General features: G+C 70.6%; 24 protein-coding genes and 3 pseudogenes. 14 read left to right on the forward strand and 13 right to left on the reverse strand.

What is annotated here, in order from left to right; translation table 11 throughout:
- Position 1 precedes the first annotated feature (1 nt).
- A pseudogene (locus ACSUPV_RS40675) lies at positions 2-955 on the reverse strand (MFS transporter); the annotation flags it as partial.
- A gap of 71 nt (positions 956-1026) precedes the next feature.
- On the opposite strand from ACSUPV_RS40675, the pseudogene ACSUPV_RS40680 reads away from it, so the two are divergent.
- Positions 1027-1413, forward strand: a pseudogene (locus ACSUPV_RS40680) (CoA-transferase); the annotation flags it as partial.
- 116 nt (positions 1414-1529) lie between these two features.
- Here the strand turns inward: ACSUPV_RS40680 and ACSUPV_RS40685 are convergent.
- The 4 genes from ACSUPV_RS40685 to ACSUPV_RS40700 form a co-directional block, all read right to left on the reverse strand.
- Entirely contained in the window at positions 1530-1742 is a 213-nt protein-coding gene (locus ACSUPV_RS40685; protein WP_436949801.1) for a hypothetical protein, read from the reverse strand.
- A 228-nt stretch (positions 1743-1970) separates the two neighbouring features.
- Complete coding sequence (locus ACSUPV_RS40690) at positions 1971-3146, reverse strand: spore photoproduct lyase family protein (protein WP_436949802.1); 1176 nt, start codon at positions 3144-3146, stop codon at positions 1971-1973.
- Between the two features lie 204 nt (positions 3147-3350).
- Complete coding sequence (locus ACSUPV_RS40695) at positions 3351-4502, reverse strand: S1 family peptidase (protein ID WP_037768896.1); 1152 nt, start codon at positions 4500-4502, stop codon at positions 3351-3353.
- A 210-nt stretch (positions 4503-4712) separates the two neighbouring features.
- Positions 4713-5135, reverse strand: a complete 423-nt coding sequence (locus ACSUPV_RS40700; RefSeq protein ID WP_436949995.1) for a DUF350 domain-containing protein — start codon at positions 5133-5135, stop codon at positions 4713-4715.
- 227 nt (positions 5136-5362) lie between these two features.
- Here ACSUPV_RS40700 and ACSUPV_RS40705 point away from each other — a divergent pair, with 227 nt between their 5' ends.
- The gene (locus ACSUPV_RS40705; RefSeq protein ID WP_436949803.1) at positions 5363-6154 is read left to right on the forward strand and encodes a phytanoyl-CoA dioxygenase family protein; all 792 of its coding nucleotides are present in this window, start codon (positions 5363-5365) and stop codon (positions 6152-6154) included.
- A gap of 62 nt (positions 6155-6216) precedes the next feature.
- Here ACSUPV_RS40705 and ACSUPV_RS40710 read toward each other — a convergent pair whose 3' ends face one another.
- Entirely contained in the window at positions 6217-7470 is a 1254-nt protein-coding gene (locus tag ACSUPV_RS40710; RefSeq protein WP_436949804.1) for an SLC13 family permease, read from the reverse strand.
- A gap of 117 nt (positions 7471-7587) precedes the next feature.
- Positions 7588-8709 (reverse strand): PrpF domain-containing protein, encoded by a 1122-nt coding sequence (locus tag ACSUPV_RS40715; protein ID WP_359789608.1) that lies wholly within the window; start codon positions 8707-8709, stop codon positions 7588-7590.
- Between the two features lie 169 nt (positions 8710-8878).
- Between ACSUPV_RS40715 and ACSUPV_RS40720 the strand changes: the two genes are divergently transcribed.
- The 3 genes from ACSUPV_RS40720 (at position 8879) to ACSUPV_RS40730 (ending at position 10975) form a co-directional block, all read left to right on the forward strand.
- Positions 8879-9832, forward strand: coding sequence for a LysR family transcriptional regulator (locus tag ACSUPV_RS40720; protein WP_031116164.1), 954 nt, complete (start codon positions 8879-8881; stop codon positions 9830-9832).
- Positions 9833-10115: 283 nt separating this feature from the next.
- Positions 10116-10607 carry a hypothetical protein gene (locus ACSUPV_RS40725; RefSeq protein WP_436949805.1) on the forward strand — a complete coding sequence of 164 codons (492 nt, stop codon included), beginning with the start codon at positions 10116-10118 and terminating at the stop codon, positions 10605-10607.
- Positions 10604-10975 (forward strand): peptidase inhibitor family I36 protein, encoded by a 372-nt coding sequence (locus ACSUPV_RS40730; protein WP_037768907.1) that lies wholly within the window; start codon positions 10604-10606, stop codon positions 10973-10975. The genes ACSUPV_RS40725 and ACSUPV_RS40730 overlap by 4 nt, the downstream gene beginning before the upstream one ends.
- Positions 10976-11013: 38 nt before the next feature.
- On the opposite strand, the gene ACSUPV_RS40735 is transcribed toward ACSUPV_RS40730, so the two are convergent.
- Positions 11014-11172, reverse strand: coding sequence for a hypothetical protein (locus tag ACSUPV_RS40735; RefSeq protein WP_436949806.1), 159 nt, complete (start codon positions 11170-11172; stop codon positions 11014-11016).
- Positions 11142-12185: an FAD-dependent monooxygenase gene (locus ACSUPV_RS40740; RefSeq protein WP_436949807.1), complete on the reverse strand. Its 1044-nt coding sequence runs from the start codon at positions 12183-12185 to the stop codon at positions 11142-11144. Before ACSUPV_RS40740 ends, ACSUPV_RS40735 begins: the two co-directional genes overlap by 31 nt.
- Before the next feature lie 86 nt (positions 12186-12271).
- Here ACSUPV_RS40740 and ACSUPV_RS40745 point away from each other — a divergent pair, with 86 nt between their 5' ends.
- The 5 genes from ACSUPV_RS40745 (at position 12272) to ACSUPV_RS40765 (ending at position 16469) form a co-directional block, all read left to right on the forward strand.
- Entirely contained in the window at positions 12272-12829 is a 558-nt protein-coding gene (locus ACSUPV_RS40745) for a TetR/AcrR family transcriptional regulator (RefSeq protein ID WP_436949808.1), read from the forward strand.
- A gap of 289 nt (positions 12830-13118) precedes the next feature.
- Complete coding sequence (locus tag ACSUPV_RS40750; RefSeq protein ID WP_436949809.1) at positions 13119-13730, forward strand: TetR/AcrR family transcriptional regulator; 612 nt, start codon at positions 13119-13121, stop codon at positions 13728-13730.
- A gap of 47 nt (positions 13731-13777) precedes the next feature.
- A complete protein-coding gene (locus ACSUPV_RS40755) occupies positions 13778-14449 on the forward strand; it encodes an enoyl-CoA hydratase-related protein (protein ID WP_436949810.1) in 672 nt (223 codons plus the stop codon).
- A 172-nt stretch (positions 14450-14621) separates the two neighbouring features.
- Entirely contained in the window at positions 14622-15419 is a 798-nt protein-coding gene (locus ACSUPV_RS40760; RefSeq protein ID WP_436949811.1) for a molybdopterin dinucleotide binding domain-containing protein, read from the forward strand.
- A 153-nt stretch (positions 15420-15572) separates the two neighbouring features.
- Positions 15573-16469: an aminoglycoside phosphotransferase family protein gene (locus ACSUPV_RS40765; RefSeq protein ID WP_382617751.1), complete on the forward strand. Its 897-nt coding sequence runs from the start codon at positions 15573-15575 to the stop codon at positions 16467-16469.
- Between the two features lie 266 nt (positions 16470-16735).
- Here the strand turns inward: ACSUPV_RS40765 and ACSUPV_RS40770 are convergent, their stop codons facing one another.
- From ACSUPV_RS40770 to ACSUPV_RS40780, 3 genes are all read right to left on the reverse strand, one after another.
- Entirely contained in the window at positions 16736-17335 is a 600-nt protein-coding gene (locus tag ACSUPV_RS40770; protein ID WP_436949812.1) for a DoxX family membrane protein, read from the reverse strand.
- 69 nt (positions 17336-17404) lie between these two features.
- Positions 17405-18667 (reverse strand): TolB family protein, encoded by a 1263-nt coding sequence (locus tag ACSUPV_RS40775; protein WP_436949813.1) that lies wholly within the window; start codon positions 18665-18667, stop codon positions 17405-17407.
- A gap of 1257 nt (positions 18668-19924) precedes the next feature.
- Positions 19925-20488 (reverse strand): cysteine hydrolase family protein, encoded by a 564-nt coding sequence (locus tag ACSUPV_RS40780; RefSeq protein WP_436949814.1) that lies wholly within the window; start codon positions 20486-20488, stop codon positions 19925-19927.
- A gap of 119 nt (positions 20489-20607) precedes the next feature.
- On the opposite strand from ACSUPV_RS40780, the gene ACSUPV_RS40785 reads away from it, so the two are divergent.
- Entirely contained in the window at positions 20608-21273 is a 666-nt protein-coding gene (locus ACSUPV_RS40785) for an N-acetyltransferase family protein (protein WP_436949815.1), read from the forward strand.
- Here ACSUPV_RS40785 and ACSUPV_RS40790 read toward each other — a convergent pair.
- Positions 21234-21686: an Lrp/AsnC family transcriptional regulator gene (locus tag ACSUPV_RS40790; RefSeq protein ID WP_031116149.1), complete on the reverse strand. Its 453-nt coding sequence runs from the start codon at positions 21684-21686 to the stop codon at positions 21234-21236. The genes ACSUPV_RS40785 and ACSUPV_RS40790 overlap by 40 nt on opposite strands.
- Before the next feature lie 145 nt (positions 21687-21831).
- Here ACSUPV_RS40790 and ACSUPV_RS40795 point away from each other — a divergent pair, with 145 nt between their 5' ends.
- The 3 genes and pseudogenes from ACSUPV_RS40795 (at position 21832) to ACSUPV_RS40805 (ending at position 25109) form a co-directional block, all read left to right on the forward strand.
- Positions 21832-22878 carry a DMT family transporter gene (locus ACSUPV_RS40795; protein WP_436949816.1) on the forward strand — a complete coding sequence of 349 codons (1047 nt, stop codon included), beginning with the start codon at positions 21832-21834 and terminating at the stop codon, positions 22876-22878.
- A 238-nt stretch (positions 22879-23116) separates the two neighbouring features.
- Positions 23117-23939 (forward strand): annotated as a pseudogene (locus ACSUPV_RS40800) (IS481 family transposase); the annotation flags it as partial.
- Positions 23940-24302: 363 nt separating this feature from the next.
- Positions 24303-25109, forward strand: a complete 807-nt coding sequence (locus ACSUPV_RS40805; RefSeq protein ID WP_436950007.1) for a hypothetical protein — start codon at positions 24303-24305, stop codon at positions 25107-25109.
- Position 25110: the final 1 nt, after the last annotated feature.

Genomic DNA, 25110 nt, shown 5'->3' on the forward strand with positions numbered 1-25110 from the left:
GTCAGGTCGGCTCCGGCAGGGAGCGCGCCGTGCCGTCCGTGCTCGGGTGGGCCACCGGTGCCGTATCGCCGGGAGCACGGGGAACCAGTCCGATCAGTGCGGCGCCGATGATGCCGGGGATCGCGAGGGCGTAGAAGTTCCACTGGTACGCCAGTCCCGCCCCGATGATGAGTCCGAGCAGCGGAGGGGCGAGCATCGAGCCGATGCGGCCGAAGCCCAGCGTCCAGCCCAGCGCCGTGGCGCCCATCCGCACCGGGTAGTACTTCGAGGCGTAGGCGAGGACGAACGTCTGCGTTCCCATCGCCCCGATGCCTCCCAGCGCCACGGCCGCGTACAGCACCGCTGTGGGCAGTCGCAGGCTGAGGAGAATCACGGCCGCACCGGCCAGGAGGTAGGTCGCGACGATGATCGGCTTCGAGCCGAGCCGGTCGGCGGCCAGGGAGATGAGGAGCTGGCCGACGACAGCACCGAAGTTGAACATCAGCAGGAAGCCCAGCGCGGAACCGGAGGAGTAGCCGGGCCGCCCCATGATCTCCGGGAGCCAGGTGTTGTAGCCGTAGATCATGAACAGGCACAGGCACGACATGGCCAGGAAGCACAGCGTCGCCACCACGTAGTGGCGTGAGAACAGAGCTTTCACCGGCGACATGCCGCTCGGGCCGTTCTCGGCCGGAGACGGGGCCGACGACGGTCCGGCCGCCGCCGCGTCCTCGACCGTGATGTTCCAGCGCCGGGCCGTCTTCTCCGCCTCGGCGTGCCGGCCTTTCGCCTGGAGGAAGGCGATCGACTCGGGCAGGAACTTGAGGGCCACGGGCACGACCAGGACGAGCGGGAGGAGGCCGAGCAGGAACATCGCGTGCCAGCCGAACCGGGGGATGACGGACATGCCTACCAGGGCGGCGATGATGCCGCCCACGGGAAAGCCGCTGAAGATGATCGCGAACACCAGGTTGCGGTTCGCCGGCCAGGCGGTGGGCGGTGGCGTGGCGGAGGCCGGTGAGGCGGCCGATCTGGGCGAGGGTCAGCTCCGCACTCTCCTTCGGGATGATCCGCGGCGGACACATCGACGTCGCCGTACTCGGCGCCATGCAGGTCTCCGCGGCGGGCGACCTGGCGAACTGGGCGGTCCCGGGCCGGCTCGTCACCGGCATCGGCGGCGCCATGGACCTGGTCCACGGGGCCCGCACCGTCATCGTCGTGATGACCCACACCGCGAAGGACGGCAGCCCCAAGATCGTCGAGGAGTGCTCCCTGCCGCTGACCGGCAGACGCTGCGTGCACCGCGTCATCACCGACCTCGCCGTCCTGGACGTGACCGACGGCGGCCTCGTCCTGGTCGAAACGGCCCTCGGCGTCACCGCCGACCGAGTGCGGGAGCACACCGAGGCGGAGATCCGGGCCGGTACGGCCTGACCAAGGCCGCCGTGAGGTGGATACAGTCGACCCTCCTCTGGACCTCGCTGCAGCGGCCCCTCCTCCTTGTACCGGCGCTGGAACTGCTCGGCGGTCTCGTCGAGGCGACGGTAGAGCTAGAAGTTGGCGCGCAGGGCGGCCGGGTCGCGCAGCGCGTCGACATAGACGTCGACGGCGTGCTGCGGGATGGCGTCGGGGGTGGCGGCTTTGGAGGCGAACTGGTGGCCGGTGTAGATCTCCTCGCGGCCGGCGACCATGCGTTCGTTGATGTCCGTGAGGCGGTTGAAGGCGAAGTGCCACAGGAACTCGTTGGTCGCCGCGTCCGACATCAGCGGTGGGGGAGAAGCCGGGCAGGACCGCCTCGCCGACGACGAGGCGGGTGACCTGGGAGGACGTTCGACCGCTCATGTGCGGGGTCGCCTACGCCGCCCTCCTCCACGCCGACGACCCGGAGCCCCGCCTCGCGCCTGGCCGCCGCTACCTGGGCGTCATGCTGCAGGGGCTGCGCACGGCCTCGGCATGAGGGCCCCTCTGATCACCCCCGATGCTCCAGGCGCTCAGAAGGCGTAGCGCACCCGGAGCCACGGCGCATGCCGGTCGATCAGGGCGCGCAGGGCCCGCACGGCATCCCCTTTGACCCTGTTGCGGTAGCGGACGTTCAGGGCGCCGTTCTCGGAGCGCTTGGCCTGTTGGAGCTCCGGTCGCCACAGGACTTCCTCGGCGCGGGGGTGCCAGCCGAGGTTGACCTCGTGCAGGTCCTGGTTGTGGGTGAGCATGATCACCTCAGCGGCGGCCTGCTGCTTCACCCGGCGCGGCAGGACGTCGTCGAGGTGGCGGAGCAGCTCGGCCCAGGCGTCCTGCCGGCCGGGGCGGACGACCACGGGGGAGAGGTTGAAGTGCACCTCGTACCCGGCGTCCAGGAAGTCCGCCGCGGCGCCGATGCGCTCGGCGACGGGCGAGATGCGCACATCGAGCAGCCGGGCGTCGTCCGGCGGCATCAGCGAGAAGCGGATGCGGGTGCGGCCACGCGGGTCGAGGGCCAGCAGGTCGGGGTTGACGAACTTGGTGGCGAAGGAGGCCTTGGCCGTGGGCCACTGCCGGAACGCGTGCACCAGATCCGCCGTGTTGTCGCAGATCAGCGCGTCAACCGAGCAGTCGCTGTTCTCCCCGATGTCGTACACCCACGCCTCGGGGTCGCACTGGTTCGGTTCGGGCTTGAGCCCCTGCCGCGTCACGTGATGAGCGAGGTGCGCGATGATCCGGTCGATGTTCGTGAAGACGGTGATGGGGTTGGCGTACCCCTTGCGCCGGGGCACGTAGCAGTAGGCGCAGGCCATGGCGCAGCCATGGGAGGCGCCGGGAGCGATCCAGTCCGCCGACCGGCCGTTGGGGCGTGTGGCGAGGGTCTTCTTCTCACCCAGGACCAGCGTCTCCCCTTTGACGCGGACCCAGCGCTCGACGTTGCCCTGGTTGCCGTGCAGCCCGGGGATGCGCCAGTGGGAGTCCACCATGGTCACGCGCGCGTCGGGGAACCGGGCGGTGATCTGCCTCCCGCGCGGTGACGCGGCCGCCGCGGGCTCGGCGTGGATCTCCCGCACGGGCAGCATCCGGCGGGCCTCCGCGGAGGTGCGGAAGGAGGAGGGCCGGTCGGACGCGGCGGGTCCGGGGGTGAGGGCGTCGAGCCCGAACAGCGCGCCGGAGTCGTCGTCCGGGCCGCCGGAGGGGTGGTGCATGAGTGCTCCCGGACGGATGGTGCGAGGGGGCGGCGGGCCCGTCACGTCAACTGTACGGGGCACACATCGTTCACACGGAGGCCCGTCACGCAGGGACACGGCCGCTCAGTGCTCGGTGACTTCCCCGCCCGGCGGCCACCCGAGCCCGGGCGGGCCCCGCCGTCGTCGCAGAGGCGGGGCCCACCCGGTCACACGGGTCACTGGTCAGGCGGTGTGAAGCCGCAGCCCGTACCGGTTGAGGATCTCGTTGACGGGCTGGTGCCACGTCTGGCCGCCGCTGCCGCAGTTGCCCCAGCCGCCGGAGGTGACACCCTGCGCCTGGTCGCCGCTGATGAAGGAGCCGCCGGAGTCACCGGGTTCGGCGCAGACACTCGTCTTCGTCATCTGGTGGACCGCACCCTGGCTGTAGTTCACGGTCTCGTTCTTGGCCAGCACGGTGCCGCAGTGCCAGCGAGTGGTGGAGCCGGAACGGCACACGGAGGCTCCCACCGGGGCCTCGGCGGAGCCGCGGACGAGCTGGTCGGGGACCGTGCCCCAGCCCAGCACCACCGGCACGGTCCACCAGCCGCTGCCCACGTTCACCCAGGCGTAGTCGTCGCCCGGGAACGACGACCCCTGGAAGTTGCCGATGTAGGACCGGTCCCAGCCGTACACGGCCGCGCTCGGCCGGCCGCAGTGCCCTGCGGTGACGAAGCCACCGTGCACGGAAAAGCCTATGGAACAGCGGACGTTGCCCGTGTAGTACGGGTCGCCGCCCACGGTCCCGGCGGCGAAGGTACGCGGTGCCGCGGGGGCCTGTCGCACCGTCACGGGACCGGCCTCGCGGGCTCGGGCGAGGAAGGCCCGGACATCGTTGTCGTCGCGGTGCGCGGCGACGACGTTCACGACGACCTTGTTGGCCTTCGGGTCCACGTGCCAGCTGCCGACTCCGGCGGGCGCGGACAGGCCGTCGATGCGCTTCTTCGCCGCGTCGAGTCGCCGCGCGTCGTGGCGCACGAGCCGTACGGTCGCTCCGGTCGCGCGTACGGCGTCGGCGGGCGCGGCGCGCGTGACGGCGACGGTGAGTCGGCCCTTGTCGGCGTCGAACCAGGAGCCGGCGTAGGCCGATCCGGCGGCGTCGCGCGCCTTGCGTTCGACGGCTGTCGCGGTCTTCTCCGCGGCCAGGCGCGCTTCGGCCTGATCCCGGGTCAGCCCCAGGTCGCGCTGCATCGCGGAGAGAAGGCCGGGGGAGGCAGGTGCTTCGGTGGAGCGCGCGGGTGCGTCCGCGGCGGAGGCGGGCAGGGCGCTCGCGCTCGCCCAGCTGCCGAGCAGGAGGAGAACGGACAGTCCGGCACGCAGGGTGGTGATGCGTCTCAAGGGAATGACCCTTCGTTGTTCCAGCAGGGTGGGGTGGAACAGCAGTGCTTGAGAGCGCTCTCTTGGGTGTGCGCGGCAGAGCCTAGCCCTTGATCATGAAAAGGGTCTACGCCAATCCTGGCCACGCCTTCGCTTCGGCGGAAAGGGAGCGACGAGCGAACAGCTCCCCGCCGCTCCGAGGGCCACAACTCCTCCCGGCCGGGCCCGGGTTCAGGCGATGGACGCCGAAATGACGGTGGACACGGCGAGATTGCAGGACGCCGTCACCCAGACCGCGGGATGAGGCTCGGTCTCGACCAGCGTCGCCCCCAGGCGCCCCGGCGTGATCAGGTCCACCACCAGGAACGCCACGGCCATCATCACCAGCCCCAGCAGCCCGAAGGCCGCGGTCGAGACCAGCCCCTTGCCGAAGTCCTCGTACGTCGTCCAGATGGACGTGAACACGATGCCGCCGATACCGAGCAGTGCGGAGCTCAGCACCGTGGCGGCGTTGCGGTTGCGCTGCTCCCATATCTGCCGGCCGAGCTTTCCGGGCGTCAGCACGTCGACCAGGACGATGCCGAGGACCAACAGGACCAGCCCCAGCCCGCCGTACGCAGTGGCCCGCCCGAGTCCGTTGACGATGTCGCTCATGGGATAGCCCGACTCCAGAGTGTTGAGATCGTGAGTGATCGCGGTCAAGGAGAGGCAAAATGTAGCGCAGACGTCGCGTCCACTGATCATCGCCCGCCGCGGTGGCGCCCCTCCGCCGCAGCCGGGACGGCGCCGCCGGTGACGACCCGAGTGCGAGGCCGGGCCCCGACGAACGCGGTAGGGAAAATGTCGGGTGGTCGGGAACACTGCCGCCGCACGATGAGGGCATGGACGACACGACCCTGGTGACCCGCTTCCTCCGCGACGGCTTCGTGAAGTTGGAGGGCGCCGTCGCGCCGCGTGTGGCCGCGGACTGCGCCCGGCTGCTGTGGCGGGAGACGGGCTGCGACCCGGACGATCCGACGACGTGGACACAGCCCGTGCACTGGGTGCCTGGCATGGCCCAGGGGCCGTTCGCGGCCGCCCCCAACTCCGCGTCGCTGCATCGTGCGTACGACCTGCTCGTGGGCGCGGGACGCTGGGAGCCGCGCTACTCGCTGGGCACCTTCCCGCTCCGCTTCCCGCACGAGGAGGAGCCCGACGACGCGGGCTGGCACATCGAGGGGAGTTATCTGCCGGAGGGCGAGAGCTGGTACTTCACGAACCTGCGCTCCCGGGGCCGGGCGTTGCTGATGCTGTTCCTGTTCAGCGAGGTCGGTGAGGACGACGCCCCGACACGCATCCGGGTCGGCTCCCACCTCGACGTGCCGAAGGTGCTGGCGAAGTACGGGGAGGACGGGGCGAGCGGGCCGGTCCTCGCGCCCGACCTGGTGGCGGCGTCCGACCACCGGCCGCTCGCCCACGCCACCGGGTCCCCGGGCGACGTCTTCCTGTGCCATCCGTTCCTGGTGCACGCGGCGCAGCCGCACCACGGGGTGCGACCGCGCTTCATGGCCCAGCCGCCACTGATGCCGGCCGCGCCGTACGAACTGGAGCGAGCCGACGGCGCGTACTCCGCCGTGGAGATCGCGATCCGTCGGGGCCTGGGACATGACACCCCCGCCGTCGGCCTGCACTGAGAACCGCAACCGGCGCGGCCGACCCGACGCCCTCCGCGGGCACGCGGAGGGCGCTCGTCGCGCTATGACCAGGGCAGGATCAGGGCGCTCCAGGCGACGACCGGGCCGAGGGCGACGATTCCGCCGGTGTAGCCGATGATCTGGCGGTAGAAGCGGCGGGTGTCCACTCCCCGGGCGTTGCCGAGGACGAGTGCTCCGTTGGTCGAGAAGGGAGAGGTGTCGACGATCGTCGTGGAGACGGCGAGCGCGGCGATGAGCCCGGCGGCATTGAGATGGCTGGCGAGCAGCAGGGGCACGGCGATGGGGATGATCGCCGTCAGGATCGCGGTGGAGGAGGCGAAGGCGGAGGTGATGGCCACGGTGAAGCACAGCAGCAGGGCGACGACGAGCGGGGCGCCGAGGCCCGCCGCGTGTGCGGAGATCTCCTCGATGATGCCGGCCTTCTCCAGCATGGCGATGTACGTCATCATGCCCGCGACCAGGAGCAGGGTGGACCAGCTGACGCCGTCCACGGCCTTCTCCTGCCGCTTGATGTCCACCAGGGCCAGCAGGGCACCGGCAGCCAACGCGAGGAAGCCGATCTCCAGGTGGAAGCCGAGCGCGCCGACGACGAGGGCCACCAGGCAGGCGAGGGTGAGCCACTGCCGCCAGTCGGGCCGGCCGGAGACGGCGATGTCCTCGTCGTCGGCCGCGTCCGCGGCGCCTTCGACCAGCGGGGCGGGACGCTTGGCGAGCAGGGCGTAGGTGAGGACCGAGAGCACCAGGTTGATCACGAAGCTGGCACTGAACAGCGCCACGGCGGACACCTGCAGCTCGGTCTTGTCGACGAGTCCGAGCACCAGCGCCCCGGAGACGGCCAACGGGGAGAACGCGCCCGCGTGCCCGCCGCTGATCACCATCATGCCCACGAGCAGCGGGTTGAGCTTGTAGCGGTAGGCGAAGTTCATGCCGATCGGCGCGAGGATCGCGACCGCGGCCGGAGTGAACGTACCGAACGCCGTCAGCAGGGCGGCCACCAGGAACAGCACCCAGGGAATCAACTCCACCCTGCCGCGGACCAGCCGCACCCCGGCCGCGACCAGCCGGTCGATGGTGCCGTTGCGGCGGGCGACGGAGAACAGGTAGGTCACTCCGACGATGGTGACGAAGAGCTTCGCCGGGAACCCCTCGAAGATCTCGTCCTCGGTGAGGCCGAGCGAGGCGGTGCCGACCGCGAAAGTGGCGACGAAGGCGAGGATGCCCAGGTTGATCGGCAGCACGGTGCCGACCACGAACATCACCAACAGGGCGCCCATGGAGATCACTTCAGCAGACATCTTTGTCCTTGGTGCGGTGGGGACGGGGTGGCGCGCCCCGGCGGGCGCGAGGGAGTCCCGGCGCGGCCGGCGGCGAGCCGGCCTGACCGAGGCGGTGTACGTCGCGGCTCAGGCGTCTCAAGCCGCTCGTGGGCCGGCCGGTTCCGGTACGTAGATGCGGGCATCGGCGAGCAGACGGGCCGCGCGCTGCACGGTGACCCGGTGCGGCAGCCCGTCCCGGACGTCGCTGCAGCGGACCGCGACGACGCCGGCGGGCGTGCCGAGGCGCAACCACTCGTCGGTCGGGCCGCCCGTGGCCCGGGAGACCACGGAGCCCTCCACCAGCCCGGCCGCCGCGACGGCGACGGCCGAGGTCAGACCGATCGCGGGGTGCGGGGCGTTCATGGTGAGCATGCGCACCGACACGTCGTACTCCTCGGCGCCGATCGGTTCGCCGAGGGTGCTGGTGTACGGCACCGGCGGCCCGACCAGGCCCACCTTGGGCACCGCGTCACCCGGTTCCTCGCCCGGCCGCAGCAGCCCCATCAGAGCGGCGGCGGTGTGACGAACCGTGCGCAGCCAGGGGACGTCCGCGCTCATCCGTTCCAGCGACTCGGCACCGGTACGCCCGGCACTGGCGGCATCGACAAGGACGACCGGAGCTCCGGCGGTCACCATGCTCACCCGTACCGGCTCGGCGGCACCGACCCGCAGGTCCTGGGCGGCCCGGCCGGTCGGCAGCAGCGAACCGGTCGTGCCACCGGCCGGGTCGCGGAAGGTGAGTCCGACCGCGACCCCGCCGGCGCGGGTGCCGGGCACCGTCTGGCGGCCGAAGTGGTGCACCACGCCCCCGGTGGTGTCGACGATCCCTTCGAGGACCGCGCCGGTATTGGTGTTGCGCAGCACCACGCGCGTCCGGTCACCGGTGACCGGAACCATTCCCTTGCTCACGGCGTACAAGGCGACGCCGGTGGCGCAGTTGCCGCAGTTGCTCGTCCACTCCACCGAGCCCGTACCGATGCCGACCTGAGCGAACAGGTAGTCGACGTCGACACCAGGCTGCGGTGAGGCGCCGACCACGGCCGCCTTCGAGGTGGTGGGCGTGGCCCCGCCCACCCCGTCCAGCTCCACGGGATCGCTGGCGCCGTACGCGGCGACCAGCAGCCTCTCGAGGTCGCCACGGTCGGCGGGGACTTCGACCTGGTTGAACAGCCAGCACTTGCTGGTGCCGCCACGCACCAGTGTCGCGGGAATGTGCACGTCTGAAGCTCTTCCTGATCAACGGAGGCAGGGAAAGGCCGAGGCAGCGGTGACGGGCGCATTGCGGGCCGGTGAACCGCTCGGCGATTGCGGAGACCTTCGCAGAGCCATGACTTCGGAACAATCGCAGTTCGCTTCACCTTGGTTTAGCTCAGCTAAAGTCGCCCGCATGCTCAACGTGCGCCGTCTGCTGCTGCTCACCGAGGCCACCGAACGCGGTTCGCTCACGGCCGCGGCCGAGGCCCTCGGCATGACCACCTCCGCCGCCTCCCAGCAGATGTCCCTGCTGGAGCGGGAGGCGGGGCAGCCCCTGATCGAGCGGCTGCCACGCGGTATCCGCCCCACCCCGGCCGGTGCCGCGCTGGCCGAACGCGGTCAGGCCATCCGCCGCGAACTCCGTGCCGCCCAGGCCGACCTGGACTCCTACGCCGCGCTCGACCAGGGCACCTTGCGGCTCGGTTCCTTCCCCACGGCGAGCGCGTCCCTGCTGCCCTTGGCCCTCACGCGGTTCCGACGTGGCCACGCCGGCATCCGCATCGAGGTACGCGCCGGAGTCCTCGCGGAACTCAGGGAGATGCTGCACACCGGCGAGGTGGAGCAGGGGCTGCTCTGGGACTACGAATGGAACCGCCTCGACGATCCCGCGCTCGTCCTCACCCACCTCCTGGACGACCCCACGGTGCTCGTCGTCCCCGCCGACTCACCCCTGCGCACCCATCCCTCCGTCCGCCTCGGCGACCTCGCGGACCAGGAGTGGATCATCCGCGCCGACAACCACCCCGTCGCCGACGTCCTGCGCCGCAGCTGCCGCCAGGCGGGATTCGAGCCGCGCATCGCCTACTCCTCGCACGACTACCAGGAGGCGCAGGCCATGGTCGCCGCCGGTCTCGGCATCGCGCTCGCACCCCGCCTGGCCCTCACCAGCCGACGCAGCGACGTACGCCTCCTGCCGTTCGCCTCCGACGTCCCGGCCCCCACCCGCCGCATCCTCCTCGCGCGCGCCGCGGCGCGCCCCGCCACCCCACCCGCCCAGGCGATGGCCCGCGTCCTGCGCACGGTGGCGCGCCGCTTCACCGCCCCAGACCTGCACCGGGCCCAACTCGGAGCGGTCAGGCGGGGTTGACGGCGCGCGCCCCCACCGCCGCACCGCCACCCCACGCCACCGCGCCGCCACACAGCCCCCTGCCGTCCTCGTGAGCACCGCTGAAGGCCCAACCGGCCGACCACCGCATGGCCCGGAAGCGCGGAGAGCGGCGGCCCCGCCCGTGCCGTGTCCGCTCGGAGCCTGAGCGGGGCGCCAACCCGGAACTCGCGCGCGGTGCGGGCGCCTGCGCGCCGCTCCGCGGAGTGAACGACCGGACTCCGCCGTGTCCCATCGCCCGTCCGCCACCGTTGAGTTGATCACCATGCCCACGTACCAGCACCGCGCGGTGGCCGTCGCGCTCCTCGCCCCGTTGACCATCGTGACCGCCTGCGCGGCCCCGAAGACCCCGCCGCTCGGCGCGGACGACACCGTCAGGGCCGCCCAGGTCCTGCTCACCGACCACTGCCTCACACGCCAAGGCCTCACTCCGCCGCGTCCGGGACAGCGCCCGACCGACACCGAGGAACAGCGCCGCGTCACTGACGCGCTGTTCGGCACCGGACGGGCCGAGCTCACCCTCACCCTGCCCAGCGGCCACGAGGTCCGCCAGCACACCGACGGCTGCCTCGCCCGGGCCCAGCAGCGCCTCTACGGCGATCAGGAACGCTGGTTCCGCGCCTCGACCACTGTCAACAACCTCAAGGACAAGGCCCCGGCAGGCGAACGGACCGCCTACCGGGAACTGCGGGCGCACGCCGTCCGCACCGCCCGGACCATCCTCCAGTCCGCCCACGAGAAAGGCACGACCCGATGAAGAAGCCCGCCCTCTTGGCCGCCGCACTGCTCCTCGCCGCCGGCACCACCCTCACCACCGCCCCCACGGCATCGGCGGCCGACTGCCCCAGCGGCCACTTCTGCGCCTGGGAGAACGCCGACTTCAAGGGGCAGCGCGCCAACTGGCACGGTGACGACGGCTGGTGGGAGAGCAACATCGCCGACGTCGACTCCTCCTGGGCCAACCACGGAATCGTGGGCCCGGGCATCCCGGCCCATGTCCAGGTCTTCGAGGACGCCGGGCACGGCGGCGACATGACCCTCTGCCTGGCCCCCGGCCAGGAGGTCGACTACAACGGCGTCGCCAACGACCGGGGTGACTCGCACAGGTGGGCCATGGGCTGCTGATCCCACAGGAGGACCGACCCTGCCGTGGCTGTGCGGCGTCAGAGCATGAACCGCGCGAGCTCGGCCATTTCCGTCTCGGGGGCCACCACGGGCTGGATCAGGAGCTCGTTGACCCCCGACTTCTCCAGCGCGTCGACCTGCTGTCTGACCTCATCCCTGGTACCGATCAGACCGAACCTGTCCACCAGCGAGGGCACGACGAGACCACGGTCCTCGACGGACAGTCGGCCGAGATAGTTGGGGTACAGCCTCTGGTGACTTCGACGGTGGACGCGGTGGTGAGCGCGGCAGCCAGAGCGGCCGCGTCCTCCAGGGCCTGGCAGGCGCCCTGTCCGAGGTTCGGGGTCATCGCGTGCGCCGCGTCGCCGAGCAGCACGATCCGGCCCTCGGTGTAGGCGGGCAACGGTGTTGCCAACTCGTGGATGTCGTGGTGCAGGACGGCGTCCGGCCGCGTCGCGTCCAGCAGCGCGGGGATCGGATCGTGCCAGCCGCCGAACCGGCGGCGCATCACGGCAAGGGCATCGGCATGCCGTATGCCGGGCGGCGAGTTGAGTACCGCATGCCACTCCGCCCGACCGTCGGTGAAGGCGATGTGGCCGAACTCGGCCCCCTTTCCCCAGGTCAGTTCGAAGTCGGTGCGCAGCGGCACCGGATGCTCGGTGACGGCACGCAGGACCGTCGATCCGCTGTAGACGGGACCGGGGTGGCCGGGTAACAACTGGCCGCGCAGCCGGCTGTGCACTCCGTCGGCCGCCACGACCAGGTCCGCGTCCAGGACGCCGTCCCTGACCGGCACCCGCACCCGGCCCGGCGCCGAGCGGTCGACGGACGTCACCTCGACCCCGATGAGAAGGCACTCGGCAGGTAGCGCCTCGCGCAACAGGCGGTGCAGAACAGCCCGGCGGACACCGACGATCGGCGTGCCCAGCTCGCGCTCCAGCACGGCTCCGTCCATCCGGGCCAGCCGGGTGCCGCGGGGAGTGCGGGTGCCCCCGGTGTACTGGGGCCGCGCGGCCGCGCGTACCGCTTCGCCGACACCGAGGACGTCCAGCGCGCGAACGCCGTTGGCATGCAGGGAGATGCCCGCGCCCGCGTCGGCCAGGACACGAGCGCGTTCGACGACCGTCACCTCCCAACCGATCCGGCGCAGGCCGATCGCCGCGGCCAGCCCGCCGATGCCACCCCCGACCACCACCGCGCTGCCACCCATGCCAGCCCCTCTCCGACCGCCTCGCCTGTCTTCTACAGATGTAGAAGAAGGGTATCCCGCCGCCTCTACAGGTGTAGAAATGGAGGGTGCCCGACGATCGACGTACCGTCCTTGCCGACACGGCCATCACAGTGCTCGCCGAGACCGGGATGCGGGGACTGACCCACCGCGCCGTGGACCGGGCAGCGGGCCTGCCGCCCGGCACCACCTCCGCGTACTACCGCACCCGCCAGGCGCTGCTCACCGCGCTGGTCCGGCGCCTGGTCGCCCTCGACCAGGCGGAACTCGAGGAGATCGGGAACCGGACGCCGGTACCGCGGAGCGCCGAGGAACTGGTGGCAGGGATCGCCGTCTTCATCGAGCAGCGGCTCACGGGGGAAGGACGGCGACGTTCCCTCGCGCGCTTCGCCTGCGCCATCGAGAGCGTTCATCACCCCGAGCTGCGGGAGATCCTCGTGCCGCGAAAGAACGCCGGGCGACAGGTCGTACACGCCTTCCTGACCGCACAAGGCATCGCGGATGCCGAGGCCCGTACCGTCACATTGCTGACGTACGTGGACGGGTTGGTCTTCGACCGCCTGGTGAGCGGTGGCAGCGTGTCCGACGCGGAGATCCGCGGGCTCGTGGCGGCGGCGCTGCGATGACCCACCCCCCACAGGGGGACGATCTACGACACGGATGACCGGCGGGCCGCCGAGCCGGGCGCCCCGCCACTCACTCTCGTCACCGGCACCAGCCCCACTGCGGAACCTGTGGGGAGCAGGTCCGGCTCTTCAGGGAAAGCGCGCTGGGCGGTGCCATCGGCCGCCGGCGCCGCGGGCGACATCGACGCTGGCCTCGCGCGCCTCTTGCATGTTCTATGGCATACCCCATAAGTTACCGACAGGTAGACCACTCGGTGGGCCATACGGCCATGGGAAAGGTGGTGAGCGGATGAGCCCGCGCAGAAGTGACAGCCGTGAACGGATGATCCTCAGCGCTGCCGCTCTGCTGCGTGAGTACGGCGCGAGCGCAACCAGCATCGACCGGGTGCTCGCCCACAGCGGAGCTCCCCGGGGCTCGGTGTATCACCACTTCCCCGGCGGGCGGGCGCAGCTCATCGACGAGGCGGTGGCACTGGCGGGGGACTTCATCGCGGGGCTGATCGACGCCGCCACGCAGGCGGACGATCCGGTGGCGGCCGTCGACGCGTTCTTCCGGTTGTGGCGTGACCGGCTCGTGGAGAGCGGCTTCCGGGCCGGCTGCCCGATCGTGGCGGTGGCCGTGGAGACCAATGATGACGCGCCCCAGCTTGCCCGTTCCGCCGCCGCGGTCTTCGCCCGCTGGCAGGAGGCCCTCGCGGACCTCCTCCTGAGGCACGGCCTGAGCGAGGAACGCAGCCGCAGGCTCGGTGCCTTCATCATCGCCGCAGTCGAAGGCGCGGTGATCATGTGCCGGGCCGAACAGAGCACCGCCCCGATCGAGGCCGCCGCCGCCGAGATCCACGACCTGCTCGTGCACGCCCTGCGCGACCGCCCCGGCGCTGAATCCGGTCCCCGGCCGTAATCCGCAGCCGCCCAGCCGCTTCACCCACCTACCTCGAAGGAGTCGCCATGCCCTCGCTCGACCGTCAGGACAACGTCTTCGTCCTCGACCTCGGAGACGGTGAGAACCGCTTCCACCCCGACTGGGTCACCGCCGTCAGCGCCGCACTCGACGAGGTGGAGAAGGCGGAAGGCCCCCGCGCCCTGGTCACCGCCGCCACCGGCAAGTTCTACTCCAACGGGCTGGACCTGGACTGGCTGTTCGCCCACGCCGACCAGTACCACGACTACGTCGTCTCGGTTCATGAGCTGTTCGCGCGGATGCTGTCGCTGCCGGTCGTCACGGTGGCCGCGCTGCAGGGGCACACCTTCGCCGCCGGCGCGATGCTCTCCCTCGCCCACGACTTCCGCGTCATGCGCTCCGACCGCGGCTACTGGTGCCTGCCCGAAGCGGACATCAACATCCCCTTCACCCCCGGCATGGCCGCCCTCATCCAGTCCCGGCTGGCGCCGCAGATCGCCCACGAGGCCATGCTCACCGCCCGCCGCTACGGCGGCACCGACGCCGCGGCCACCGGCATCGTCGACCAGGCGGTCGGTGAGGACGCCGTGCGCTCCACCGCCATCGAGATCGCCCAGGCACAGGTGAACAAGGCCGGCGACACCCTCGGCACCATCAAAACCCGCATGTACGCGCCGGCCCTGGCCACCCTGCGCGACACCACCAACCCGCTCGGCTGAGCCGACACCGCACCCACCGCACCGAGCCGCGCCCCCGGCACTTCCCCCTGGGGCGCGGGCTGCCCCGGCTGCCCACCGCATACTCGACCCGCTCCCCGGCACTCTGCCGGAACCCGAGATCTACGCTCGCCTCATCCGCGAACTGAACGCCGTCCCCGGCAGCAGGCTGACCGTGCTGCGCACGGCGGCCCGCCTGGGCCGCACCGCCTACCAGCTCGCCTTCGCCGTCCTCGCCGCCATCGACAAGTCCACCTTCGCCATGGCCCCGTACCTGCTGTACGAGACCCTCGGTCCCACCCTGCCCGCAGGCGCCCGGTCCGCCGCGGTGCTGTGGGCGCTCGCGCAGCGCATCGCCAAGGAGTACCCCGCCGCCATGCGCCGGGCCGGACACCAGAACGCCGACACACTGTTCGACGCCATGCTGGAGGGCCGCTCCGGGATCACGTTCACCGAGGACGAGTACGACGACGCCTGGAACTACGTGCCCCATCCCGGCCACCGCATCCCGTTGCCCATCCCCGAACTCCTCGCCCTCCTCGCCGACCTGGACACCACCCCGGCCGTCCACACCACCGAGGACTTCCCCATCGTCCTGGCCGCCGGCCAGCGCCGGGCCTTCACCGCCAACACGATCTTCCGAGACAACGCCTGGCGCAAGCGCGACCAACAGGGCACGCTGCGGGTCAGCTCGCACGACGCCGAACAACTCGGGCTCTCCGACGGAGCCCTCGCCCGCATCACCACGCATCGCGGCACGGCCCAGGCGGTCGTCGAGATCGACGACCGTCTGCAGCCGGGGCACGCGGCCCTGCCCAACGGCTTCGGCCTCGACCTGCCCACCGAGGACGGCGCCACCGAGCGCACCGGCGTCGCCCTGAACACCCTGACCGACCTCACCTGGCGCGACCCCATCGCCGGCACCCCCTGGCACAAGCACGTCCCCGCCCGCATCGAGCCCCTTCCCGCCTGACGGGGTGCGGACCGAACGCCCCGGACCAGAACTGCGCCGGGCAGGGCGTCACCGGTCAGCGGCTGGACCTTCGGGCGGCTGCGGCTGGGGCACAGCGAGATCTTCCGGGGAACGGGAGCCGTTCCGCCTGCCGCCTCGGTACTGTGACTTCGCATGACCGACACCGAGATCGAGATCACCGCAGAGCTGGTCCGCGACCTGCTGCGGGAACAACATCCAGACCTCGCGGGGCTGGCCATCCGTGAGGTGGCGGGCGGCTGGGGCAATCAGATGTGGCGTCTCGGGGACGAGTTGGCGGTGCGCATGCAGCGCATGGACCCCACCCCGGAGCTTCAGCTCAAGGAGCGGCGGTGGCTGCCCGTGCTGGCTCCGCGCCTGCCGCTCCCCGTGCCGACGCCGGTGCGGTTCGGTGAACCGTCCGAGCGCTTCCCCAAGCACTGGACCGTGATGACGTGGGTTCCCGGCGAGCCGCTGGACCACGGCTCGATCAGCCGCGGCGACCACGCGGCCGACACCCTGGCGGACTTTCTCCGGGCGCTCCACGTGGAGGCGCCCGCCGAGGCGCCGATCGCCACGGACCGCGGTGCTCATCCCAGCGACTGCACGGACGGCTTCGAGAACTTCTTCCGGGCTGTCGCTCCCGACGACATCGCCACGGACGTCCGGGCCGTCTGGGACGAGGCGGTTGCGGCCCGGGCGTGGGAGGGACCGCCGGTGTGGGTGCATGGCGACCTCCATCCGGCGAACGTCGTCGTCTCGGACGGAACGCTCTCCGGCATCGTCGACTTCGGTGCCATGTTCGCGGGCGATCCGGCGTGGGACCTCGCCGCCGCGTGGCTGCTGCTACCGGCGGGCACGGCCTCACGGTTCTTCGACGTGTACGCGCAGGCAGACGAGGCGGCGATCCGGCGTGCCCGCGGGCTGGCCGCGTTGAAGTGCCTCTTCCTGATGCTCATGGGACAGAACGGCGATCGGGGTCTTCCCGGCGGCAAGCCGCACTGGGGACCTGTAGGCCGCGCGGCACTTGAGCGTGTTCTGAAGGGCGTCTGATGCGCTCTCGGGAGTCCTCCCACTCGGTTTCGGTGGGGGTGTGGTCGCAGCCGTAGGCGGCCGGCGGCCACCGCGCTGCTCAAACGGCCTGGGCCATGGATGGTGCCCAGGTTGCACCACGACCTGCGGCCGGGACGGTGGTGTGGACCGCTGACGAGACGCATCCAAGAACCGGCAGCGGACGGTGCTGGGCGCGCTGGAGGTCACCACCGCACCTTCGTCTGCCGGCTCACCCCGTCGGCTCCTGACCACCGCCGCGCCCTGGATCAGCCCCCGGTGCTCGACCAGTTGCCGACAGAACTTCTGCAAAGCCGCTTGGCTACTTGAAGAGCAGGACGACGCCCCCCACCCGCGGCACCGAGTACCACCGCGGCCACTCCGTACCCGAGCCGGTGGGCGCGCAGTACGGGCAGGAAGCGGTCGGCGGCGATACGGCCGGGCCCGGCCAGGGCCAGCCCGGTGGCCGTGGCGGCCACCAGGATGTCGAGCTCCATGCCCCCGTCCTTGTCCATCATGAAGAAGCCGCCGCCCGAGTTCACGGACATGGCGTTGAGCATCGTGCCGAGGACAGCGGCGCCGGCCAGCGGGGTGAGAAGGCCGAGGGCGAGACCGAGACCGCCCAGGGTCTCGGACAGCCCGGCGACGAGCGCCATGGTCTTGCCGGACGGGTAGCCGACCATCGTGAAGAACTGGCCGGTGCCTTCGAGGCCGCCGCCCCCGAACCAACCGAACAGCTTCTGGGTGCCGTGACCGACCAGGAGGAAGCCCAGTGCGAGGCGGAGGATCAGCAGTGCCGCGTCGTAGGCGTGCGGCGGGACGTGGCTCTCGGAGCGGTGGGAGCGGACGAAGTGCCCCGCGGGGCACACACGAGACCAGATCGTCGGGCACACACGAGACCAGATCGTCGGGCACACACGAGATCAGAAAACAAACACTCAGCGCAGCCGCCGCACATAGGCGTCCGCTTTCGGGCTGCGCGGGCCCGGCGCCAGGTTGTCTGCCGTTGACGAGAAGGCCACCGTCCGGGCCCGGGCGTCGAGCGGCCGATCCCCGGTGTCGGCCCGGACCGGGGTGCCGGCCGCGTCGGTGATCGCCACCCTGGTGCGGCCGTCGCGCAGGTCACGCAGGTACCAGGTGCCCGGGTCCGACGTGCCCGCGAACGCCCGGAAGAGCAGGTACCGGCCGTCGCGGCTCAGTGCCCCGTCGGCGGTCGACAGGGCGGGGTCGGGCGCCTCGACGATGCGCAGCGCGTCGGTGCGCAGGTCGCGGACGAAGACGTTGGACCCGTCACCGTTGGTGTCCTCGGGGCCGAGGTCGGTGGACGTCGAGGTGAAGGAGGCGTACCGGCCGTTGCCGCTGATGCCTGCCTGGGACGCCCTGCCGTTGCCACGGGCGCCGTCGGGCGTGGTGTGCAGCGACCGGTGGGTCCCGGTGAGCGGGTCGGCCACCTTGACGTCGGAGGCCGGATTGTCGTACGGCCAGTAGCTGCTGTTCGTGTACACCATGACGCTGCCGTCGTCGCTCAGCAGCGGCCTGGTGGCCCGGTGCAGGGCGAACGGGTGCTTCGTCAACTCCCCGGTGCGCATGTCGCGTACGGCGACCAACGCGCCCGGCCGGGGGACCGTCTCGCTCACGGCGAACGCGACATACCGACCGTCTGCGCTGACGGACGCGTGCAGCGCCCACGTCAGGTAATTGCCGAGGTCGTTGCCGACGTGCCTCACTTCCCCGGTCCGCAGGTCGCGCCAGTAGACCGACGACTTGCCGTGGACTTCGCCCGGTATCAGGTCGGTCGAGGCCGACACGAAGACCACGTACCGTCCGTTCGCGCTGATGGCTCCCTCGGTGCCACCGAGCCGGGACTGGCCTCCGGCGGCGTCGGTGCTGACCCGCTGGGTGCGGCCGGTCCTCAGGTCCCGCAGGAAGACGTCCGGGGCGCCGTTCGTGTCATCGGGAACCAGGTTGGCGGCCGACGACGTGAAGACCGCGTAGCGGCCGTCGGCGCTGAGCGACGGGGCTTCCGACGCGCCGTCGGCGCCCTGGCTGAGGCGGACGGAGTGCCCGGCGCCCGGCTTCTTCCCGTGGTGCTCGCGGTGCGGGTCGTGCGGTGCCGCCTGAGCCCCCGTCGGCGCCGACAACGCCGCCGCGCACACGCAGGCGGTGATGGCCACGGCTGTGGCTCCAAGTCTGCTTCGCATGATGTCTTCCCCCTTGACTCGTGCGGACGTGGACGCCCGCCCGGGCTCGGCATGCCCCGCGCGCCAGGCGTCGGCGGCGGCCGTCAGCGTCGACCGGGCGGTCACACACCGGACGTCGCGGCGGCAGGCGGCGCGCCTTCGATGAAACTCCAACTGCCGCCCGTGGACAATCCGATGAATGCGGTACAACCAGGCGGCGAGATCAGCGGTCCGCACGCTTGCCCAGTCCCGGCAAACGGGAGACGGCAGACGGCACGAGGACTGAGAAGCCGCCCAGTCGGCCCGGCGGTGCCGGGTGGTTTCGAGGGGCTTTCGTCCGCGGTCAGTTGTGTCGCCAGGGCGGTGATGCGTTCGGCCTCCGCTGCCCCCGACGGCGTACGGACCGTCTTCCAGGACCTGTCCGACGACGTGGCCACCGCCCCTGAAAGGCCGTCAAGGACGCCGTGGAAGACCTGGACGTCGACCGCATCGACGGGCCTGGCCTCATCCCGCAGCCCAACGCCGACCTCGCCCACCAGTTCCACAACCTCGTCCCCACCGACCACTGACAACCGAAACCGCGGGCGGTCTCGGAGACAGTCGGCTCCGTTTGTGTCTACGGCACACGTGGGGGCAGGAGGAAGGCTGGTCCGGTTGAGCGCTCGTCAGCGCCAGGCCGGTCGGTGGCACGGGCGGTGTGAGAGGGCGGGAGGTTCGGGCCTTGTTCGAGGGTCCGAGCGAGCCGACCGAGCCGGTGGCGTCGAGCACGGCGAAGGCCAGGGCGATCGGCGCCACCCCGTTGCCGAGCAGGTTGGCCGTCGTCCCGATGAAGAGGTGACGGAACGGACGGTGACGCAGAGGCGCCAGGGCGGCAGACATGCGCCTGATCGTCCGCACCGGGCGACGCGCCCGTCAACGGATTTCATGACCGGGCATGACCCCGCCGGTCGACGGCACCGAGGTCAGGCCCCGCCGCCCGAGCACGCACCAGAGACCTGGTCCAAAAAGTCGCGATGCCGGCGTCCGGGTGATCTCAGCGTCGGCGGTGAGGCCGGGAACGGTTGGCGCTCGCCGACCTTCCAGGACCGCTCATGATCTGCGTACCCGCGGGGCGGATCACAGCCCGCCACGCCGCGCTTGTCCCACAAGCGATGCGCTCCTCTGATCACTCCTGATCACTTGCCGACGCTTGACCCACTGGCTTGGGCGCCAGGAAGGCGGCTCCCTGGCGCCCAAGCTGGGATGATCACGCGGCCGGCTTCCCACAACGGGGTTGCGCTACTGCGGTGCGATGGCTTTGAGCCAGTCTTCGACGATGAGGACGTCTGCCCACTGCGGGAACAGTTTTTCGGTGAGCATCCGGTGCACCTCGGGGTCGGTGTCGAGGCAGCCGTCCGCCAGGACGGTGAGGCCGAAGTCCAGGTCGATGGCACGCCACAGGGTGGACAGCACCACGGCGCTGGTGGCGATGCCGGTGAGAACAAGGCTGTCGATATCGCGAGCCCTGAGTACCACGTCGAGGTCGCTGCCCGAGAACGCACTCCCTCGTCTCTTCGTGACCACGACGTCGCCTTGCTGGGGCGCGACGTCGTGATGGATCTCGGTGCCAGGGGCCCCTTCGGTGAACAGGCCGGCCTGCACGGCGTTCGTCATCACTTTGTTTCGGGGGCTGACCACTGGATCGCCCGGCCGTAAGCCAAGCACCACGTAGATCACGGTGATACCGGCAGCGCGGGCGCCGTCGATCGCCCGGCGCAACCGCGGTAGGTATCCGGAACCGTCATCGGCGATGGCCACGACGTCCCGTTGGACGTCCATCACCAGAAGTGCGCTGTTCGTCATGCCTGCCGTCCCTTCTGCGTGGGGAACCAGGGCAAGTCTGGTGGATCAGCCGAACTGCGGTGGGATTTCCGGCGATTCGAAGATCGCGGGGTTCTGCTCGCGCTGCCACGATGCTCCGCATGGAGATCCGGACGTCCAGCCCCATGCGGGTGCGAGCGGCACACGTCGCAGACTGGCAAGCACTCAACGCGATCGACTCGACCGCCGCAGCAGGCGACGACGCACGGAGCGCACACATTCGGCGGTGGTTGGAACAGGGGTCCGTCCTCGTCGCCGAAGACCCGTCAGGCATCGTGGGTTACAGCGTTCTGGAGTACACGTTCTTCGAACAGGGTTTCATCACCATGCTGATGGTCTCGCCAAACGCTCGCCGACGGGGCATCGGCGCTCACCTTCTCCAAGCGGCCGAAGCGGCCTGCTCAGCCCCGAAGCTGTTCACCTCTACGAACGTCTCGAACCATCCCAACTGCAACCGCTCAGAAGCTGGAACAGACTCAACCCCGGCTGCGCGCATGCCTACGTGCTCGACAGGTTGCTGTCTCGTTGCCGCTGTGGACGTGCCGGACCGGCCGGTTGGGCGTGGTGTGGTGATCCGCTGCCTTGGTGGCGCTGATGACGCCGCCTGCCGCGAGCAGGACAAGCTGCCTTGGCGGTGGCTGTTCAGCAAGCGCACGGAAGGCGGGACCAGTCGTGCCACCGACGGCGCGGCCAGTGGCACGCCCACCGACCGGGACTGCGGCCAGTGTCACGCCGGACTGATGACTTTCTTGCGTAGGTGGCCGTAGACCACCGACGTCCGTACGTCGGCGAGTTCCGGGCGTTTCGCCAGCTTTTCCAGGACCACTGCGTGGAGGTGGTCGGTGTCCCGGACGGCGACGTGTACGAGGAAGTCGTCGTTGCCGGTGAGGACGAAGATCGAGACGACTTCGGGCATCGCCTCCAGGAAGGTCTGGAAGGCTTCGATCACGGCACGTGTCGGCGGGCGGACGCGTACGGCGATCACCGCCTGCAATCCCCGGCCGATCGCCGCGAGGTCTGCCTCCGCGTGAAACCCCGTCAGGACACCGCTTCTGCGCAGTGACCGGACGCGCTCCAGACACGTCGACGGGGCGATGCCGAGTTCCTCCGCCATGTCCCGGTTGGTGCGCCGACCGTCCTCCTGCAACATCCGCACCAATGCCGAATCTAGTTCGTCCACGCTTGCCTCACTCCGCGAGATTCCGAAGGTAATTCGGCCTCTTCGCATTGCTGTCGATGACCTTGTTAGTCTCCAGCCTACTTGGCTGACGTTCATTCGGTCACGGCGTGGTAGGCGGCACTGGGCAGCGGAGGGGCGACTCGATATGCGTGAACGTGGAACCACTGTCGGGGCGGTGTGTGCGGTCATGGCGGCCGCACTGTTCTGGAGCAGTTCGTACGCGGTGACCAAGCGCGTGCTGGAGGACGCCGGCCCGCTCAGCATCGGCGCCATCCGGTTCACCCTCGCGGCGTTACTCCTGGGCGTGATGGTACGGATGAGCCGGCACCGCCCGGCCCGGCCGGCCCCCAGGCAGAGGCGGCAGCTCTACCTGAGCGGCTTCCTCGGTATCACGGTGTACTTCATCCTGGAGAACGTCGGCGTCGATCTGTCCACGGCATCCGACGCGTCGCTGATCGTGGCCACGTACCCGCTGATGACGATGGTGGTAGAACTGGTCGTCTTCCGCACGCGGATGCCGCTGCTGAGGGTGACCGGCGTGCTGCTGGCTACCGTCGGCGCCTTCCTCGTCGTACGCAACGGCGCCGAGGTCGGGGGCAGTTCGCGCTGGCTGGGGGACATCCTGCTGCTGCTCGGCGGGTTGGCCTGGGCCGGCTACAACGTGCTCGGCAAACGTGCGAGCGCCGGCCAGGACGCTACGAGCGTCACCTACTACCAGACCCTGGCAGGCGCGGGCGGCTTCCTGCTCGCGTCCCTGCTGGAGGCCGACGAGTGGCGGATGCCGGGTGCGACCGCGTCAGCGCTGCTGGCCTACCTGGCCGTGGCGTGCTCGGTCGGCGGCTTCCTGCTCTACAACTACGGCCTGCGCGCGATGGCGTCGAGTGTCGCTGTCAACATCCTCAATCTGGTCCCGGTCTTCGGTGTCATCGGCGCCGTCGTGATCAACGGTGAGTCGATCAGGCCCGCCCAGGTCACGGGCGGCCTGATCATCATCGTCGGAGTGGCGCTGGGCATGATGGACAGGGAACAGGGAGCCATGGAGAAGCTGGACGCGCGGGGCAGCGAACCCGCCGGGACTGCGACCGCCCGGACCGCGGCGGAGACCAGGCCCACGCGGGACGAGCCCGAAGCGGACGTACCGACTGCTGCGTATGGAGTGATCAACGGGGCACCGCGACGAGTTCTGGATTGAAGTCTCCTAGCGCTGCGGAGACCGGCCTGCGTTGAGTGAAGGGCTCCTGGCACTGCTTGCCTCCTCCCCGCCTGTCCGGGCACGACGAAGGAATCGGCCACGAGTTGCGCCGGCCCGGCCCCTCGACGCCCGCATCCCGCAGTGCGTCGATGTCCAGGAGCGGTGTTTCTGACCAAAGGCGGGGGTGCTCCGGCCCGGGTTGACCTGTCGGGCGTGTGGCTGTGGTCGGGCGACACCGGTGCCGCTCGCGGAGCCTGTAACGCCCACTGGCGTTTCACCTGAGCGGTACTCAGGAGCTAGGTGTGCTGTTCCGGGACGTTGGTGACAGGTGAGACGCCTTGAGCGGTTCTTCCACTGGGCACACCGCTACCGGCTGGAGGGAACAGCGGGCATGCAGGACCGCTCCAGCTGCCCAGACCACCAGCCCCGCCGTACCCAGGGCACCATCGAGGAGCAGGTCGTGCGCCTGCGGCGCGAGCACCGCATCGGACCAATGCGGCTGGCCACCCGCTGCGGCATAGCCGCTTCCACCGCCCACCGCATCCTCAAGCGCCACGGCCTGCCCGTCCTGGCCGCCATCGGCCGGGCCACCGGCGAACCCGTGCGCCGCTTTGAGTGCTCCAGGCCCGGCGAACTGCTCCACATCGATGTCAAGACACTCGGCCGCATCCCCGACGGCGGCGGCTGCAAGGCCCTGGGCCGCGCAGCCGGCCGGGCCGACCAGGACCGGCGCGACGGCACCGGATCGCCCCGGACGACCACTCCCCTTTGGCCTACACCGAGGACCTGCCCGACGAGAAAGCCGCCAACCTGCGCCGCCTTCCTGCACCGAGCTGCCGCCTGATTCGCCGCACGCGGCGTCACCGTCGAGCGGGTCCTGACGGACAACGCCTGGACCTACACCGAGAACACCTGGCGCGACACCTGCCGCGCCCTGGGCATCAACCCTCGCCGGACGCGCCCCGGGGCGGCCCCAGACCAACGGCAAGGTCGAACGCTTCCACCGCACCCTGCTCGACGAATGGACCTACCACCGGCCCTACACCTCACAGGCCGAACGCCCGCTGAGGGATCGAGGCTGGCCATGCCAAGGCGCTTGTCCGGGACAGCGGCTCCTGGGATCCGGACAGCTCTGTGACCAGGACGGACGCATCCGGGCTGTCCGGGACAGCTGCTCGCCGTTGTGCCGCCCCAGCGCATCCAGGACCTTCTGCTCATGCGGACGACACGGGTGCCGCCCGGTGTCGACGAAGGTTGGGGGGATGTCCGTGCGCTTGGTTCGGCTCGTCACGGGGGGACGGCTCACGTTGTCGGCCGTGCTCATCTCGGTGTCTCTGGGCGGGTGTACCTCGCGGGCCACCACGCCTGCGGGCGAGCCACAGGCACCACCCCGGTCAGTACTGGAGGCATCGGCACCGTTGCCCTTGGACGCCTACACGCTGTCACCCGAGGCACAGGAACGGTCCGACCGGGCTCAGGCGGCACTGGAGCAGGCTTGTCTGCACCGGTTCGGGCTGCGCTGGCCCGGCCCCGACGAGCACGCGCTGCTTGCCGGAAAGCGACTTTCGGCTTCACGGCTGGCCACGCGATTCGGGCTGATCGACGCGGACCAGGCAGAGCACTACGGGTACCACGCACCGCCCTGGAGCCTGCACAACACCGAGTTCCAACGGGCCATGGCGACCACGGACCGCGTGCACGCCTCGGGCGACGTGGAAAAGGTGCTGCACGGGCTGGTCCGCGACTGGAAGGGCAGCGCCGTACCCGAAGGAGGTTGCCGAGGTGAAGCGTTTCGGACGCTTGCACCCGATGTGAAGCAGGCGAATTACCGGGACCTCCCCCGCAGGCTGACGGCACAGGCCGCCAAGGAGGCTGCGGAGGACCCTCAGGTCATCGCGAAGTCGCGGCAGTGGGCGTCGTGCATGAGCCGGGCCGGCCACCGTTATGCCTCACCGACTGCGGCCGCGCGGGACCCGCGGTGGGCGCGGAGCCGAGAGCCGGGTGGCAGGGAGACAGCGGTGGCTGAGGCGGACGTGCGCTGCAAGAAGGTCGCCGGATATCTGGCCACTCTTCTCGAGACGACAGCCCGACGGCAGCGACTGCTCATCGACCAGCACAGTCACGAACTCGGCCAGCTGAAGCAGTACCAGGCCGAACGCGCGGCGAACGTCAACAAGGCGCTCGCCGCGAGAACGGCACCGTCCGGAAGACCCCGACAAGGAAAGGGTTGAT

It is taken from the genome of Streptomyces sp. SudanB52_2052, from assembly GCF_964272415.1.
GTDB classification, from domain to species: Bacteria; Actinomycetota; Actinomycetes; order Streptomycetales; family Streptomycetaceae; genus Streptomyces; species Streptomyces olindensis.